The sequence below is a fragment of the Variovorax sp. KBW07 genome, from assembly GCF_003852515.1.
Taxonomy (GTDB): domain Bacteria; phylum Pseudomonadota; class Gammaproteobacteria; order Burkholderiales; family Burkholderiaceae_C; genus Variovorax.
On sequence record NZ_QAJK01000031.1, the window covers coordinates 18,779 to 33,786 of the forward strand.

General features: G+C 66.9%; 15 protein-coding genes. 2 read left to right on the forward strand and 13 right to left on the reverse strand.

From position 1 onward, the window contains the following. Positions 1 to 10: 10 nt before the first annotated feature. The 8 genes from DBV14_RS06840 to DBV14_RS06875 form a co-directional block, all read right to left on the reverse strand. On the reverse strand, positions 11 to 1,048 hold the full coding sequence (locus DBV14_RS06840; protein ID WP_124458449.1) for an aliphatic amidase: 1,038 nt from the start codon (positions 1,046 to 1,048) through the stop codon (positions 11 to 13). 45 nt (positions 1,049 to 1,093) lie between these two features. Next, positions 1,094 to 1,783 (reverse strand): urea ABC transporter ATP-binding subunit UrtE, encoded by a 690-nt coding sequence (gene urtE / locus DBV14_RS06845; RefSeq protein ID WP_124458450.1) that lies wholly within the window; start codon positions 1,781 to 1,783, stop codon positions 1,094 to 1,096. A gap of 15 nt (positions 1,784 to 1,798) precedes the next feature. After that, positions 1,799 to 2,566 carry an urea ABC transporter ATP-binding protein UrtD gene (gene urtD / locus DBV14_RS06850; protein WP_124458461.1) on the reverse strand — a complete coding sequence of 256 codons (768 nt, stop codon included), beginning with the start codon at positions 2,564 to 2,566 and terminating at the stop codon, positions 1,799 to 1,801. Between the two features lie 29 nt (positions 2,567 to 2,595). Beyond that, positions 2,596 to 3,657, reverse strand: a complete 1,062-nt coding sequence (urtC, locus tag DBV14_RS06855; RefSeq protein WP_260396850.1) for an urea ABC transporter permease subunit UrtC — start codon at positions 3,655 to 3,657, stop codon at positions 2,596 to 2,598. 4 nt (positions 3,658 to 3,661) lie between these two features. Continuing rightward, complete coding sequence (gene urtB, locus DBV14_RS06860; RefSeq protein WP_124458451.1) at positions 3,662 to 4,564, reverse strand: urea ABC transporter permease subunit UrtB; 903 nt, start codon at positions 4,562 to 4,564, stop codon at positions 3,662 to 3,664. 28 nt (positions 4,565 to 4,592) lie between these two features. Further along, positions 4,593 to 5,786 (reverse strand): urea ABC transporter substrate-binding protein, encoded by a 1,194-nt coding sequence (gene urtA, locus DBV14_RS06865; RefSeq protein ID WP_124458452.1) that lies wholly within the window; start codon positions 5,784 to 5,786, stop codon positions 4,593 to 4,595. Positions 5,787 to 6,201: 415 nt separating this feature from the next. Beyond that, the gene (locus DBV14_RS06870) at positions 6,202 to 6,687 is read right to left on the reverse strand and encodes a hypothetical protein (protein WP_124458453.1); all 486 of its coding nucleotides are present in this window, start codon (positions 6,685 to 6,687) and stop codon (positions 6,202 to 6,204) included. Beyond that, positions 6,684 to 7,631, reverse strand: a complete 948-nt coding sequence (locus tag DBV14_RS06875; RefSeq protein ID WP_124458454.1) for a LysR family transcriptional regulator — start codon at positions 7,629 to 7,631, stop codon at positions 6,684 to 6,686. Before DBV14_RS06875 ends, DBV14_RS06870 begins: the two co-directional genes overlap by 4 nt. Before the next feature lie 96 nt (positions 7,632 to 7,727). On the opposite strand from DBV14_RS06875, the gene DBV14_RS06880 reads away from it, so the two are divergent. After that, a complete protein-coding gene (locus tag DBV14_RS06880; RefSeq protein WP_124458455.1) occupies positions 7,728 to 8,726 on the forward strand; it encodes an SDR family oxidoreductase in 999 nt (332 codons plus the stop codon). Between the two features lie 4 nt (positions 8,727 to 8,730). Here the strand turns inward: DBV14_RS06880 and DBV14_RS06885 are convergent, their stop codons facing one another. The 5 genes from DBV14_RS06885 to DBV14_RS06905 form a co-directional block, all read right to left on the reverse strand. Further along, the gene (locus DBV14_RS06885) at positions 8,731 to 9,660 is read right to left on the reverse strand and encodes a glutaminase (protein ID WP_124458456.1); all 930 of its coding nucleotides are present in this window, start codon (positions 9,658 to 9,660) and stop codon (positions 8,731 to 8,733) included. 22 nt (positions 9,661 to 9,682) lie between these two features. Beyond that, positions 9,683 to 10,591 (reverse strand): DMT family transporter, encoded by a 909-nt coding sequence (locus tag DBV14_RS06890; protein ID WP_124458457.1) that lies wholly within the window; start codon positions 10,589 to 10,591, stop codon positions 9,683 to 9,685. Between the two features lie 141 nt (positions 10,592 to 10,732). After that, the gene (locus DBV14_RS06895) at positions 10,733 to 11,260 is read right to left on the reverse strand and encodes a BON domain-containing protein (protein ID WP_260396851.1); all 528 of its coding nucleotides are present in this window, start codon (positions 11,258 to 11,260) and stop codon (positions 10,733 to 10,735) included. Between the two features lie 14 nt (positions 11,261 to 11,274). Then, positions 11,275 to 11,784 (reverse strand): flavin reductase family protein, encoded by a 510-nt coding sequence (locus tag DBV14_RS06900; RefSeq protein ID WP_124458458.1) that lies wholly within the window; start codon positions 11,782 to 11,784, stop codon positions 11,275 to 11,277. A gap of 41 nt (positions 11,785 to 11,825) precedes the next feature. Then, positions 11,826 to 12,737, reverse strand: coding sequence for a LysR family transcriptional regulator (locus tag DBV14_RS06905; RefSeq protein ID WP_124458459.1), 912 nt, complete (start codon positions 12,735 to 12,737; stop codon positions 11,826 to 11,828). 102 nt (positions 12,738 to 12,839) lie between these two features. Between DBV14_RS06905 and DBV14_RS06910 the strand changes: the two genes are divergently transcribed. Then, positions 12,840 to 14,876 (forward strand): alkyl/aryl-sulfatase, encoded by a 2,037-nt coding sequence (locus tag DBV14_RS06910; RefSeq protein WP_124458460.1) that lies wholly within the window; start codon positions 12,840 to 12,842, stop codon positions 14,874 to 14,876. Positions 14,877 to 15,008 lie beyond the last annotated feature (132 nt).

A 15,008-nucleotide genomic window follows, 5' to 3' on the forward strand; every position in this document is an offset into this window, starting at 1 on the left:
GTCCCTCGGCTCAACGATGCTTCGCGGGCTCGTTCGGAATGCCCTCGATCGGGCACTCGGGCGTGCCGACCGTGCTGCGCGTGAACGACTCCACCATCTCGCGTGTGCCCTCGGGGTCGTTGATCCACTGCGTGTAGAAGTTGTAGGGGCAGGCCGCCACGCCCTTGTCGCCGTCGCCCGAGTTGATGGTGCCGGTGTAGCCGCGGTGCACCAGCTTGAACAGGTGGTTCTGCGACTGGCCGTTCTTGCGCGCATCGCGGATCAGGCCCATCGACAGCTCGGCGTAGTTGATGCCCATTTCTTCCTCGCCGCATTCGCCCAGCGTGCGGCCGTCGAAGCCGATGAGCGCCGAATGGCCGAAGTACGAGTACACGCCGTCGAAGCCGGCCGCGTTGGCCACCGCCACGTAGGTGTTGTTCATGAAGGCCATGGCCTTCGACACCAGAATTTGCTGCTCCTTGGCCGGGTACATGTAGCCCTGGCAGCGGATGATGAGCTCGGCGCCGCGCATCGCGCAGTCGCGCCAGATCTCAGGATAGTTGCCGTCGTCGCAGATGATCAGGCTCATCTTCATGCCCTTGGGGCCTTCGCTCACGTAGGTGCAGTCGCCCGGATACCAGCCCTCGATGGGCACCCACGGCATGATCTTGCGGTACTTCTGGACGATCTCGCCCTTGTTGTTCATGAGGATCAGCGTGTTGTAGGGCGCCTTGTTCGGGTGCTCCTCATGGCGCTCGCCGGTCAGCGAGAACACGCCCCACACGTTGGCGCGGCGGCAGGCGTCCGCGAAGATCTCCGTCTCTTCGCCGGGCACCGTGGCGGCGGTGTCGTACATCTCCTTCGAGTCGTACATGATCCCGTGCGTGGAGTACTCGGGAAAGATCACCAGGTCCATGCCCGGCAGGCCCTTCTTCATGCCGACCAGCATCTCGCCGATCTTGCGGGCGTTGTCCAGCACCTCGGCCTTGGTGTGCAGGCGAGGCATCTTGTAGTTGACGACCGCGACGCCGACGCAATCGTTGCTGCTCGAAATATCACCATGTCTCATGACGCTGCTCCTGATGGGGGTTGAGGAAAAAAATGGAAGAGGGGGCTACACGGTCAGGAAAGACCTGACCTTGTCCTGGTCGAGCGTGGCGCGCGCTTCGTCGTGCACGAGGCGGCCGCGGTCGATGACGAGAAAGCGGTCGGCCAGGTCGAGCGCGAAGCTCAGCACCTGCTCCGACACCACGATGGCGAAGCCGCGTTCGGCGCGCAGCACGTTCAGCGTCTGCGCGATCTCCTTGATGATCGAAGGCTGGATGCCCTCGGTCGGCTCGTCGAGGATCAGCAGCTTCGGCTCGGAGATGAGCGCGCGCGCAATCGCCAGCATCTGCTGCTGCCCACCCGACAGGTTGCCGGCGCGGCGCTGCTTCATGTCCTTCAGCACGGGGAAGAACTTGTAGAGGTAGTCGGGCACCGTGCGGTGGCCCGACCTGGCGGCACCCGAGAGAATGTTCTGCTCCACCGTGAGAAACGGAAACACCATGCGCCCCTGCGGCACGAAGGCCAGGCCCTGCGCCACGCGCTGGTAGCTCGGCAGCTTCGTGATGTCGGCGCCGCCCAGGCGGATGCTGCCTGCGCGCGCGGGCAGCAGCCCGATGAGCGACTTCAGCAGCGTGGTCTTGCCCATGCCGTTGCGGCCCATGATGGCCACCGCCTCGTCGGGCGCGACGCGCAGCGACACATCGCGGATGACGTGCGATTCGCCGTAGGCGACATTGAGTTCGGAGACTTCGAGCATTTTTTGGGATCTCCTTCAATGGCCTAGGTACACGTCGATCACGCGCGGGTCGGCCTGCACTTCGGCCGCAGTGCCTTCGCTCAGCACGCGCCCCTGGTGCAGCACCGTCACGCGGTGCGCGATGCGCTTGACGAAGTCCATGTCGTGCTCGATCACCACCACCGACTTGCCCGCCGAGATGCGGCGCAGAAGGTCGCCCGTTTGTTCGCGCTCGCGAGGGCTCATGCCGGCCACGGGCTCGTCGAGCAACAGCAACTCGGGCTCTTGCATCAGCAGCATCCCGATTTCCAGCCACTGCTTCTGCCCGTGGCTGAGCTGCCCCGCGCGGTGGCCGAGCCGCTCGGCCAGGAAGACCTGCTCGGCCATGGCGTCGATGCGCTCGCGCAGCGCGGGCGTGCGGCGAAAGGTCAGCGACTGCATCAGGCCGTGCATGCGCGGCAGCGAGATCTCGAAGTTCTCCAGCACCGTGAGGTCTTCGTAGACCGAAGGCGTCTGGAACTTCCGGCCCACGCCGGCCCGCACGATCTCGTATTCGTTCAAACGGCCCAGGTCTTGCCCGTTGAACAGCACGCGGCCCGCGCTCGGCCGGGTCTTGCCGCAGATCATGTCGAGCAGCGTGGTCTTGCCCGCGCCGTTCGGCCCGATGATCACGCGCAACTCGTTGCGCTCGACGACAAGGCTCAGTCCGTCCACGGCCTTGAAGCCGTCGAAGGAGACGGTGAGGTCTTCGACGCGAAGAATCTGCTCGTTCGAGTGCGAGAAGCCGGTGGCCGCCTGCGGCATGCCGCCGTTGGGCAGGGTCATGGTGGCGTTCATGGCGCGGCCTCCGCGCCGCGCCGGCGCGCCAGCAGCTTCTGGCCCAGGCCCGCCAGCCCGTTGGGCATGGCCCAGACCACGAGGATGAACACCGCACCCAGAAAGTACAGCCAACCTTCGGGAAAGGTCTCCGACAGGTACGACTTGAGAAAGCCGATGAGCAGCGCGCCGATCACCGCGCCCGGAATCGACAGCCGCCCGCCGACCGCCGCGTAAATGACCATCTCCACCGAGGCCACCACGCCGATCACGCCCGGCGCGATCAGCCCCACCTGCATGCTGTAGAACGCGCCGCCGATGGACGACAAGACTGCTGCCACCGCAAACACGAAGGCCTTCATGTGCGCCGTGTTGTAGCCGCTGAAGCGCACGCGGTCTTCGCGGTCGCGGATGGCGATCAGGATCTTGCCGAAGCGGCTGCGCACGATCACCAATGACAGCGCCATCACCAGCGCGATGGCCAGCACCTCGACGAAGTACATGACGCGCTTGGCGTCGTCGCCCGTGATGTCCCAGCCCAGCAGCGTGCGAAAGTCGGTGATGCCGTTGGCGCCGCCGGTGTCGCCCTGCTGGCCAATCACCACCACGGTGAGCGTGAGTGCCAGCGACAGCGTGACGATGGCAAAGTACACGCCGCTCACGCGCCGCTTGAAGATGGCGTACGAGAACACATACGCCAGCAGCGCCGGAATCGCGAGCACGCCCACCACCGTCCAGCCCAGCGAGTGGAACGGAATCCACCACGAAGGCAACTGCTCGACGCTGCTCCACACCATGAAGTCGGGCAGCTCGGGCGCCGAGGCTTCGAGCTTCAGGAACATCGCCATCATGTAGCCGCCGAGGCCGAAGAACATGCCCTGGCCCAGGCTCAGCACGCCGCCGTAGCCCCAGGTGAGCACCACGCCGACCGCGACGAACGCGAAGGCCAGGTACTTGCTCACGAGGTTCAGGCGGAACGGATCGAGCGTGAGCGGCAGCACCACGGCCAGCAGCAGCAACACGGCGGCCATGCCGGCGAGGTCGCTCCTGCGTTGGGGAGAAAGACTCTTCATGCCCATGCCATCAGCTCCTCGACCGCGTTGCGAACAGGCCGTTGGGCCGGAAGTACAGCACCGCGATCACCAGCAGCAGGATGGTCGCCTTGGCCATCGAGCCGCTCATCAGGTACTCGAGCCAGGTCTGCGACTGCGCGATGGCAAAGCCTGAGAGCGCAGTGCCCACCAGGCTCTGCACGCCGCCGAAAACCACCACGATGAACGAGTCGACGATGTACAGCTGGCCGGTGCCGGGGTTGGTCGAGCCGATCATGGTGAACACCGCGCCGGCGATGCCCGCGAGCCCCGAGCCCAGCGCGAAGGTCATGGCGTCGACGCGGTGCGTGTCGATGCCCACCGCGCCGGCAATGGCGCGGTTCTGCGTCACCGCGCGCACCTTCAGCCCCCAGGGCGTGCGGTACAGCAGCAGGTACACGCCGATGGCGACGATGGCCGTCAGCCCCACGATGAAGATGCGCGTGAGCGGCAGCTGGATGCCCGCCGTGGGCTCCCACGCCCCCGCCAGCCACGAGGCCAGCGGCACGCTCACTTCCTGCGCGCCGAAGACCGAGCGGTAGGCCTGCTGCAGGATGAGGCTCAGGCCCCAGGTGGCCAGCAGGGTGTCGAGCGGCCGGTCGTAGAAGAAGCGGATGAACCCGCGCTCCAGCACATAGCCGAACGCGAAGGTCACGGCGAACGCGAACGGGATCGCGGCGAACAGGTACAGGTCCATCCAGCCCGGCGCGAAGTGCTCGAAGAAGCGCGCCGCCAGGTAGGTCATGTAGGCGCCCAGCGCCATCAGCTCGCCGTGCGCCATGTTGATGACGCCCATCAGGCCGAACACGATGGCCAGCCCGATGGCCATCAGAAGCAGGATGGTGAACAGGCTCACGCCGTTGAACACCTGCATCACCGCAATGTCGAAGTTCATGTCGCCTTCCGGTTGCTTCGGTGTGCCGTCAGACCTTGGGGAAGGGGTTGGGCTCGACCAGCTGCGGCGATTCCCACACGATGTCGAACTGGCCGTCGGGCCGCGCGCGGCCCACGCGCACCTTCTTCCACACGTGGTGGTTGGTGGCGTGCACGCGCACCGTGCCTTCGGGCGCGTCGAGCTCCACGCCGGCCGCGGCCGCCGTGACCTTGTCGACCTCGAAGGACTTGGCCTTCTCGACCGCCGCCTTCCAGAGGTACACGCAGTTGTAGGCCACCTCCATCGGGTCGCCGATCACGCGGTCCTGGCCGTACTTGGCCTTGAAGGCCTTCACGAACTTTTCGTTGGCCGGCGACTTGATGCTCTGGAAGTAGCCCATGCAGGCGTAGTAGCCGGCGGCGTTGTCCTTGCCGATGCCCTCGATCTCGTTCTCGGACACCACGGTCGACAGCAGCACCTGCTTGGCACCATCGAGCCCGGCCGCGCGCAGCTGCTTGTAGAGCGCCACGTTGGAGCCGCCCACCACCGTGCTGTAGATGCAGTCGGGCTTGGCGGCCTTGATCTTGTTGATGATCGACGAGAACTCGGTGTGGCCCAGCGGCGCGTATTCCTCGCCGACCACCTTGCCGCCGGCCTTGGTGATGGCGGGCTTGGCGATCTTGTTGCAGGTGCGCGGATAGATGTAGTCGGAGCCCACCAGGAAGAAGCTCTTGCCCTTTTCGCGCGCCATCCATTCGACCGCCGCGATGACCGACTGCGTGGCCTCCTGCGAGGGGTAGAACACGCGCTTGTCCTGCTCCTGGCCTTCGTAGTAGGTCGGGTAGAACAGCAGGCCCTTGGCCTGGTTGAGCACCGGCAGCAGCGCCTTGCGCGAGGCCGAGGTGTAGCAGCCGATGATGGCCGCGACCTTGTCGCGCTCCAGCAGCTTGCGCGCCTTTTCGGCGAACACCGGGTTCTCGCTGGCGCCGTCTTCCACCACCGCCTCGATCTTCTTGCCGAGCACGCCGCCCGCGGCGTTGATTTCTTCGATGGCCAGCTTTTCGGCATCGACCAGCGAGGCCTCGGCGATGGCGATGGTGCCCGAGAGCGAATGCAGCAGGCCGAGTTTCACGGTGGCGCCGTCCTGCGCGGCGGCCAGCCCGGCGACGCCGCCCGCGGCGCCCAGCACGATCATCGAGCCGCCGGTCTTCACGATCTGGCGGCGGTTGAAGGGGTTCGTCATGTCAAATTCCTTTGCTTTGTGTTTGTGCGAGTCATCAGGAACATCCGACCTTCGGAACCGCGTTTTGGGTGTCTCCTCCCGCCGCGCGGCGCCTGCAAACGAGCGCCGCGTTGCCAGTGCGTTTTCTTCGGGCAAAGCGCCGCCCCCGGATGACGCGCATCCGTTTTGAAAAGGCTTCGTTGCGACCGAAAAAACAAAAAAGCCCGAACCGGTGTTGAAACCGATTCGGGCTTTATTGCCCGACACCTCGCTGGCAGCACTGGCAGCGGGTGTCGTATGACTGGTAACGATTGCTCGTTGGGGCGGATTCTTCTCAACTCACCCCGGCATGAACATACGCTTTTTCGCTAATTGGCGAAAGCGCAGGGCGTGTGTTATTCGCGCGCAAAGTCTCCGGTGGGCGTGACCGGTGCCATCAGCGAGGGCGCGCGAAGTCGGCCTCGATCCAGGCCGTGGCGCTGGACGCCGTGAGCCTGAAGCCGGGCGACACGCTGACGCTGGCCAGTTCGGCGTCGTCTTCGTCGTCGTGCGCGCTGAGCGTGGCCGAGGGGTTGTCTTCGTCGGGCACGATCGACAGCGACACGCGAATGCGCCGGTCGTCGCGCGCGGTGACGGTCACGCTCTTGTTGAGCGTGGCATGCAGTTGCTGCTCGTGGCGGCGGATCACTTCGGCGGCGGTTTTCACCAGCGTGGAGAAGGCCGGGCCGTCGAGCGGCTTGGGGTTTTTCTTGTCGCGGCCCATGGTCCAGGGGCCGATGAGCGCGGGCTCGGGGTCACCCAGGCGGGTCATCTCCACGGCCCAGCCATCGTCTTCCTCGTTCTTGATGACGCGGGCGGTCCAGAGTTCGTCGCGCCAGAGGCGGGGTTCCTGGAGGGGGAGGGAGTCTGCTGAGTCTGTCATTCGGTTGCCATGGTTCTTGCTCGGGCCATTTTCCCCTGTGCCTTGCCCGCATCGGCCGTGGCCACGTACTGTTGCAATCCTTCGGCCAGCGCATCGAAGGCCACGCGGCAGCGCGGGCTGTTGCGCAGGTCTTCGTGCATCGTGATCCAGGTGTCGAGCTTCATCGAGAACGCCCGCGGCAGTAGGCGCACCAGCGTGTCGCCGCGCCGGGCCAGGCCGACCTGGCAGATGCCGATGCCCGCGCCGGCGCGGATGAGCGCCAGCTGCGTCAGGTCGCTGTCGGTGCGCAGCGAAAAAGTGTCGCGGCCGATGCCCTTCAGGGCCTTGCCCGCGTTGCGCACGAAGGCCGAGGGCTGGTCGTAGCCGATGACCGCGTGGCTTGCCAATTCGTCGAGCTTGCGGGGCGTGCCGTGGCGCGCGAGGTAGTCGCTGCGCGCATGGAAGCCCAGCTCGATCTGCCCGATGTGGCGCGCCACCAGCTGCTCCTGCCTGGGGCGCACCATGCGCACGGCGATGTCGGCTTCGCGGCGCAGCAGGTCTTGCACGCGGTTGGTCGCGACCAGCTCGACCTTCAGCGCCGGATGCGCCTCGCGCAGCCGCGCGACGATGGGCGGCAGCACCTCGACGCCGATCACCTCGCTGGCCGACACGCGCACCACGCCGCGAACGCCTTCGCCCTGGCTGCTGGCGGCGCGCTCCAGCGAGGCGGCGGTGCTCTCCATGGCCTCGGCATGCGTGCGAAGGGCCTGCGCCACCTCGGTCGGCATGAGCCCGACCTGCGAGCGCGTGAACAGCACCACGCCCAATGCTCTTTCGAGTGCCGCGACATGGCGCCCGGCCGTTGGCTGGGTGATGCCCAGCGCGCGTGCCGCGCCCGACAGCGAGCCTTCGCGCAGCACGCCGAGGAATGAGCGGTAGAGCTCCCAGCCGATGTTCGAGGTCATGCATAAATGTATAGCTGCTGACTCATGTTGGGCAATTCCAATCGAACAGGCTTCTGCCCAGAATTGCCTCATCGATCACTGTTCTGGAGAGTTTTCATGACACGCAACGACACGGTCCTGGTTCTGGGTGCTTCCGGCGGCATCGGCGGCGAAGTGGCGCGGCAGCTGCGCGATGCGGGCTGGCAGGTGCGGGCGCTGAAGCGTGGCGCAACAGAAACCGAAACGCGCCGGGACGGCATCACCTGGCTGGCCGGCGACGCCATGGACCGCCAGGCCGTGATGCGTGCCGCGAAGGGCTGCGCGGTCATCGTGCATGCCGTCAACCCGCCCGGCTATCGCGGATGGGCGCAGCTGGTGCTGCCGATGCTCGACAACACCATCGCCGCCGCGCGGGCCGAAGGCGCGACCATCGTGCTGCCGGGCACGGTCTACAACTTCGGGCCCGATGCGTTTCCTCTGCTGAAGGAGGATTCGCCGCAGCACCCGGTAACGCGCAAGGGCGCGATCCGCGTCGAAATGGAAAAGCGCCTCGAAGACGCCAGCCGCGATGGCGGTGCGCGCGTGCTCGTCGTGCGGGCCGGCGATTTCTTCGGCCCGAAGCCGGGCAACAACTGGTTCTCGCAGGGGTTGGTGAAGGCGGGGCAGCCGGTCAAGGCCGTGAGCTATCCGGGACGGCCCGGCATGGGCCACCAGTGGTCGTACCTGCCGGACGTGGCCCGCACCATGGTCGAGCTGCTGGCGCGCCGCGACCGGCTGGAGCCCTTCGCGCGCTTTCACATGGCCGGCCACTGGGATACCGACGGCACGCGCATGAGCGGTGCCATTCGCAAGGTGGTGGCGCGCCGCACGGGAGCACCAGCGCCGCGCGTGTCGGCCTTTCCGTGGTGGCTGCTGACGCTGGCCTCGCCCTTTGTCACCACCTTCCGCGAAATGCGCGAGATGCGCTACCTGTGGCAGACGCCGGTGGCAATGGACAACGCGAAGCTGGTGGCGTTTCTGGGGCGCGAGCCGCACACGCCGCTCGAAGAGGCCGTGGAAGCCGCGCTCGAAGGCATGGGCAGCCTTGGCACGGCGCCGATGGCCGTGCCCGCCTGAAAGTTCAGAACACCGACAGGCCCGTGCGCGCGACGAACAGTTCCAGCGCCTTCATGCCCAGCAGCGAATTGCCAGTCGCGTCGAGCGCCGGCGACCAGACGCACAGCGTGAGCGTGTCGGGCACCACGGCCACGATACCGCCGCCCACGCCGCTCTTGCAGGGCAGGCCGATGGAAAAGGCCACGTCGCCGGCCGCGTCGTAGGTGCCGCAGGTGAGCATCAGCGAATTGATGCGCCGCGTCTGCCGCTCGCCGGTGATGTCGGGCTCGCCGTCGATGGGGTGCGCGCCGTCGCGGCACAGGAAGGCCGCGGCGCGCGCCAGTTGACGGCAGCTCATGCGCAGCGCGCACTGGTGAAAGTAGGTGTCGAGCACTGTGGCCACGTCGTTGTCGAGCTTGCCGAAGCTCTTCATGAAGTTGGCCAGCGCGAAGTTGCGAAAACCGGTGTCGGCCTCCGAGCGGGCCACTTCGTCGTCGAACGCGATCGGCTCGCCGCACAGGCTGGCCATCAGCGCGAGGATGTCGGCCTTGGCGCTGCCGCCGCTGGCCTGCGCCTGGCTCACCAGCCGGTCGGCCACCGCAATGGCGCCGGCATTGATGAAGGGGTTGCGCGGCTTGCCCTGTTCGTTCTCCAGCTGCACCAGCGAGTTGAAGGGGTTGCCCGAAGGCTCGCGCCCGATGCGCTCCCACAGCGCGTCGCCCATGCGCTGCATGGCCAGCGTGAGCGTGAAGAGTTTCGACACGCTCTGGATCGAGAAGGGCGTTTCGAAGTCGCCCGCGCCGGCTTCTTCGCCATCGCAGGTGCGCAGCGCAATGCCGAACTGGCGCGCGTCGACGCGCGCCAGCGCCGGGATGTAGCTGGCCACGGTGCCGCCCTGGCCGAGCTGCGGGCGCAGGGTGGCGACGATTTCGTCGAGTACGGGCTGGAATTTCATGGGTGTCTTTTCTTCCTCGGGCTCATGCGGGTCGTTGGGCGGCGGGGCGCCGGTTCACCAGCACGATGCCCAGCGCCACGCCGATCAGCGCGACGATCAGCTGCGCCGTGAGCGGCTCCTTCAGCAGCACCACGCCGAACACCAGCGCGAACAGCGGCGTGAGAAAGGTGAACGACGACATCTGCGTGGCCGGGTAGTGCCGCAGCAGCCACATCCAGGTGAGGTAGCTCGCGAAGGCGCCGATCACGGTCTGCAGGCCGATCGAGGTCCAGGCCCAGGCCGAGTACGAAAAACGCCAGTGCTCGCCCAGCACCAGCGACAGCACGGGGCACACCGCCGCCGTGACCGCAACTTGATAGAACAGCGTCTTTTCGGCGCTGGCCGTGGCCAGCTTCGTGGTGCGCAAGGTCAGCGTGGTCAGGCCCCAGAGCATGCCGGCCGCAATGCCCATGGCGTCGCCGATGAGCTGCGACGAGCTCATGTGGCCGAAGCCCTCGCTGAAGGCCAGCACCACGCCCGCGAAGGCAATGAACAGGCCCAGCCACTGGAAGCCGCGCAGCCGTTCGGCCGGCACCCAGCGCGGCAGCAGCAGCGACACCCAGAAGGGCGCGGTGTACAAGAACACCGTGAGCCGCGAGGCGCTGGTGTTCTGCAGGCCCAGGTAGATGCCCGCGAACTCGCCCGAGAACAGCAGGCCCGCGAGCAAGCCGGGCCACAGCGTGCCGTCGCGCTCGAACAGCGGCACGCGGCGCCACACGCACCACAGCCACAGCAGCACGACCGCGCCGATCATGCGGATCGAGGCCTGCCAGAGCGGCGGCACTTCGGTCACGGTGGTCTTGATGAGAATCTGCTGGAGGCCCCAGAACGCGCAACACGCGATGAGCAGGCCGATGGCGAGGGAGTCGAGGTGGGTCTTGCGCTGGATCATTCGTGTCTCATCTGGCGGGCTCTGTCTTGCGCAAGGCAGGAAGGCCCAGGGCCGGTCATCGTAGCGCGTGGCGTGATTCGGCGTGCGCCGCACGGCGTGCTCGTTCTCAACCTGGAAACGCTGCAGGCCTGAGGCGCCGTGTCAGCGGCCGGCCACCGGGTACGGCGGCTTGCCGCGCGTGCCCACCATCAGGTCGGGCACCACGGTCTCGACATCGGGCAGCGCACGTGCCGCGCGTTCGAGCTTCTTTGCCAGCGATGCGTTGGGCACGCAGCCCTGCAGGTAGACCCAGCGGCGCTGGACCATGACCCACACGCTGCCCTTGTTCACGCCCGGCACGGCCAACAGCGCGGCGCGCACCTTGGGCGCGAGCGGCTTGTCGTAGCGGTAGGCGTTGCTGTCGGTGCACTTGCCGGCGAGCCAGCAACTGGTGCCGCGCTCCAGCCGCGAGTGGGTCTGGGTGCGGCGCTCTTCGGCGGTATAGAACGGGCCTTCGGGCATGGCGCAGGCCGGCAGGCCCGCCGACACCTGGAAGAACGGGTCGTCGAACCAGTTCTGCTTGAGCGGGGCCGCTTTTTCTTCTTGCGCGCTCTGCGTGTCCTGCGTGTCCTGCGTGTTGGGTACTGCCTGCGCCATGCCGGTCTGCGCGGCAAGCAGCAGGACGGACATGAGCGCGGCGTGCTTCACAAGGGGTGTTCCGTGTAGAAGCGTCCGCCGTGGAACAGCAGCGGCGAGGCGCCGGCGTCGTGCGTGCAGCGCTCGACCTCGCCGACGAAGATCACGTGGTCGCCTTCGTCGTAGCGGCTGCGGTTGAAGCACTCGAAGCTGGCCGCCGCACCCACCAGCACCGGCGCGCCGCCCAGCCCTTCGGTGAACTCGACCTCGGCCCAGCGGTCGATGTCCTTGGTGGCGAAGCGCTTGGCCAGCGCCTTCTGGTTGGCCGCCAGGATGTTGACGGTGTAGTGCGAGCCGGCACTCAGCGCGGGCATGGAGCCCGCCGCGCGCGCCAGGCTCCACAGCACCAGCGGCGGCGCGAGCGACACCGAGTTGAAGGAGTTGGCCGTCAGGCCGACCAGCGTGCCGTCGGCCGCGCGCGCGGTGACGATGGTCACGCCGGTGGCGAACATGCCGAGCGCTTTGCGAAACTCGTCGGGCGAAAAAGTGGGCGGCTTGGCCCGGCGGGGAGTGTTCACGGAAAGGGCAGGGCGGTGGACGGCAAGAGGGCCATTTTGGCTCAGCGCCCGGCGGGCTGCTGGGCCGGGCCCATCAACTCTGTCACGAGGCGGGTATAGACGGTGGCGGCGGCCGAGGGCGTGCGCCCCGCCAGCATGACCAGGCTGTAGTGCGTCTGCATGCGCGCCAGCCCAGCGATAGGCAGCGGCACGAGCGATTCGGTCTCGGGGTTCAGGGCGGGTGCGTTGGGCGCAAGAATCACCGCGTTGGCGTTCAGCGCCAGGTGCCGCAGGGTGCCGGGGTCGTCGCACACCACGTTGAACACGCCGCGGTCGGTGCGCTTTATCTGCTTGTCGAAATGCGCCGCCACCTCGGCCGGCAGGTTGGGGCCGGCCACCGGGTAGTCCATGGCTTTTTCGAGCGTGACCTGCTTCAGCCTGCGCAGCGGGTGCTTCGGCTGCACGAAGAACGACACCGGCACGTTGGGCAGCCGCGCCAGCTTCAGGCCGGGCTGCTTCTTCAGGTCGCGCGTGTCGGCAATGAACAGGTCGAGCTGGCGCCGGTGCAGGCGCTCGCACAGCGAGACGGTGTCGGCCACCTCCATGCGCATCAGCAGCTGCGGGTGGCGCTGCGTCATGAGCGACAGGGCCACGCGGCCCAGCATGCCGGCGGCGAACGGGCCCAGCCCCACGTTCAGGCTGCCGATGGACAGCCCTTCGAGCTGCAGCACGTCGCGCTCGATCTGTTGCGCGTCGGCCAGCAGCTCACGGGCGCGCGCCAGCACCAGCTCGCCGGCCTGCGTGAAGCGCACCGTGCCGTAGGCGCGGTCGATCAGGCGGGCCTGCAGCCCTTCCTCGAGGTTGTCGATGCTGCGCGAGAGCGCGGGCTGCGACAGGTGCACGGCCTGCGCCGCGCGGCCGAAGCTGCCCTGCTCGGCAAGGGCCACGAGGTGCTGGAGCTGGCGCAGCTGCATTTTGCGTTTCAGTTAAAAAGAACAGCCGTATTTTGCATTTGCCAATGGTTCCCGTGCTTCGGAGAATGAACCTTCTCCGCTCCATCGCAGACAGGCAGATCCATGTTCCGTGACCGTTCGATTCGTTCCATCCGTTCGACCCGCGCGCCGGCTGGCGCTTTCGCTTTCTTTTCTCCTCGCGCCGTGGTGGTGGCCGTGGCCTGCGCATTGAGCGCCGCCTCCGCCGGGGCGCAGCAGATAGCGCCCAAGGCACCCGAGCCCGCCACGCTGAGGGCCAACGCCGACCTGGTGAAGTCGCTGCCCTTTGCCAACCGGCAGGACTTCGACGACGCCATGCGCGGCTTCATCGGCACCGTGCCCGACGCGTTGGTGCCCGGCACCGGTCCGCGCCCGGTCTGGAGCATGAAGCCCTACGACTTCCTGAAGGCGAACGAGCCGGCCGACACGGTCAACCCGAGCCTGTGGCGCCAGGCCCAGCTCAACGCCATTCACGGCCTGTTCAAGGTGACCGACCGGGTGTACCAGGTGCGCGGCTTCGACCTGGCGAACATGACCATTGTCGAAGGCGACAACACGCTGATCGTGATCGACCCGCTGCTCACCGCCGAGACCGCGCGCGCATCGCTCGAGCTGTACTACCAGCACCGGCCGAAGAAGCCGGTCGGCACGGTGGTCTACACGCACGGCCATGCCGACCATTTCGGCGGCGTGAAGGGCGTGGCCAGCGAAGCCGACGTGGCGGCCGGCAAGGTGCAGGTGATCGCACCCGCGGGCTTCATGGAAACGGCCGTGGCCGAGAACATCCTGGCGGGCAACGCGATGAACCGCCGCTCGCAGTACCAGTTCGGCTCGCTGCTGCCGCCGGGTGCGCGCGGGCAGGTCGACACCGGCCTGGGCAAGGCGCTGGCGCGCGGCAGCATCACGCTGATCGCGCCCACCTCGACCATCGACAAGACCACCGAGCGCCGCACCATCGACGGCGTGGAGGTCGTGTTCCAGCTGGTGCCCGGTTCGGAAGCGCCATCGGAAATGCTCATGTACCTGCCGCAGTTCCGCGTGCTGAACATGGCGGAAGACGTGACGCACAACATGCACAACCTCTACACGATCCGCGGCGCCGAGGTGCGCGACGGCAACCTGTGGGCCAGGTACATCGACGAGGCGCGCGTGGCCTTCGGCGACAAGACCGACGTGCTGATCGCGCAGCACCACTGGCCCACCACGGGGCAGGGGCGCATCGTCGACCTGCTGAAGAAGCAGCGCGACATGTACAAGTTCATCAACGACCAGTCGCTGCGCTTGCTCAACCATGGCTACGCCGCGGCCGACATCGCCGAGACGCTGCGCATGCCCGCGAGCCTGGAGCAGGAGTGGTCGGCGCGCGGCTACTACGGCACGCTGCGCCACAACGCGAAGGCGGTGTACCAGAAGTACCTGGGCTGGTACGACGCGAACCCGGCCAACCTGAACCCGCTGCCGCCGGTGGCGTATGCGAAGAAGACGGTGGAGTACATGGGCGGCGCCGACGCGGTGGTGGCGCGGGCCCGTGAAGATTTCAAAAAGGGCGAGTACCGCTGGGTGGCGAGCGCGATGAGCCAGGTGGTGTATGCGGACCCGGCCAACCGCGTGGCGCGCGAACTCGGTGCCGATGCGCTGGAGCAGCTGGGTTACCAGTCGGAAGCGGGCACGTGGCGCAGCGCGTACCTGGTGGGCGCGATGGAGTTGCGCAACGGCGTGCCGAAGATTCCGGGCGGCAGCAGTTCGAACGGCGACACGCTGAAGGCGGTGAGCAACGAGCTGTTCTTCGATTTCCTGGGCGTGCGGCTGGACGCGGCGAAGGCGGAGGGCAAGACGATGGTGGTCAACTGGAACTTCACCGATTCGAACGAGCAGTTCGTGCTGACGTTGGAAAACTCGGCACTGACGCACGTGAAGGGGCAGCAGGTGGCGGGTGCTGATGCAACGGTTACATTGAGCCGCGCGACGCTGGATGCGATCACGTTGAAGCAGACGACTTTTCCCGAGGCAGTGTTATCGGGGAAAGTGAAGATCGACGGCAACCGCGCCAAGCTGGGGGAGCTGTTCGGGATGCTGGACAACTTCGAGCTGATGTTCCCGGTTGTCGAGCCTCGCAAGTAACGCGGACTCGGTTCATTCAGGGCGACGCCCACGCCGACGGCGTACTCTGCTCCGCGAATGTCCCCCGCTTCGCTCCTCCTTTATTTCGCTGCGCAGAGCACACCATCGACGTGAGCGACCCAGAGCACTGGT

Coding starts and splice junctions, on each gene's coding strand:
- DBV14_RS06895 (WP_260396851.1), bottom strand. CDS start 11,260: ATGTCCGTCCTGCTGCTTGCCGCGCAGACCGGCATGGCGCAGGCAGTA.
- urtB (WP_124458451.1), bottom strand. CDS start 4,564: ATGAACTTCGACATTGCGGTGATGCAGGTGTTCAACGGCGTGAGCCTG.
- DBV14_RS06870 (WP_124458453.1), bottom strand. CDS start 6,687: ATGACAGACTCAGCAGACTCCCTCCCCCTCCAGGAACCCCGCCTCTGG.
- DBV14_RS06880 (WP_124458455.1), top strand. CDS start 7,728: ATGACACGCAACGACACGGTCCTGGTTCTGGGTGCTTCCGGCGGCATC.
- urtA (WP_124458452.1), bottom strand. CDS start 5,786: ATGACGAACCCCTTCAACCGCCGCCAGATCGTGAAGACCGGCGGCTCG.
- DBV14_RS06890 (WP_124458457.1), bottom strand. CDS start 10,591: ATGATCCAGCGCAAGACCCACCTCGACTCCCTCGCCATCGGCCTGCTC.
- urtE (WP_124458450.1), bottom strand. CDS start 1,783: ATGCTCGAAGTCTCCGAACTCAATGTCGCCTACGGCGAATCGCACGTC.
- DBV14_RS06905 (WP_124458459.1), bottom strand. CDS start 12,737: ATGCAGCTGCGCCAGCTCCAGCACCTCGTGGCCCTTGCCGAGCAGGGC.
- urtD (WP_124458461.1), bottom strand. CDS start 2,566: ATGCCGCAGGCGGCCACCGGCTTCTCGCACTCGAACGAGCAGATTCTT.
- DBV14_RS06840 (WP_124458449.1), bottom strand. CDS start 1,048: ATGAGACATGGTGATATTTCGAGCAGCAACGATTGCGTCGGCGTCGCG.
- DBV14_RS06910 (WP_124458460.1), top strand. CDS start 12,840: ATGTTCCGTGACCGTTCGATTCGTTCCATCCGTTCGACCCGCGCGCCG.
- urtC (WP_260396850.1), bottom strand. CDS start 3,657: ATGGGCATGAAGAGTCTTTCTCCCCAACGCAGGAGCGACCTCGCCGGC.
- DBV14_RS06885 (WP_124458456.1), bottom strand. CDS start 9,660: ATGAAATTCCAGCCCGTACTCGACGAAATCGTCGCCACCCTGCGCCCG.
- DBV14_RS06875 (WP_124458454.1), bottom strand. CDS start 7,631: ATGACCTCGAACATCGGCTGGGAGCTCTACCGCTCATTCCTCGGCGTG.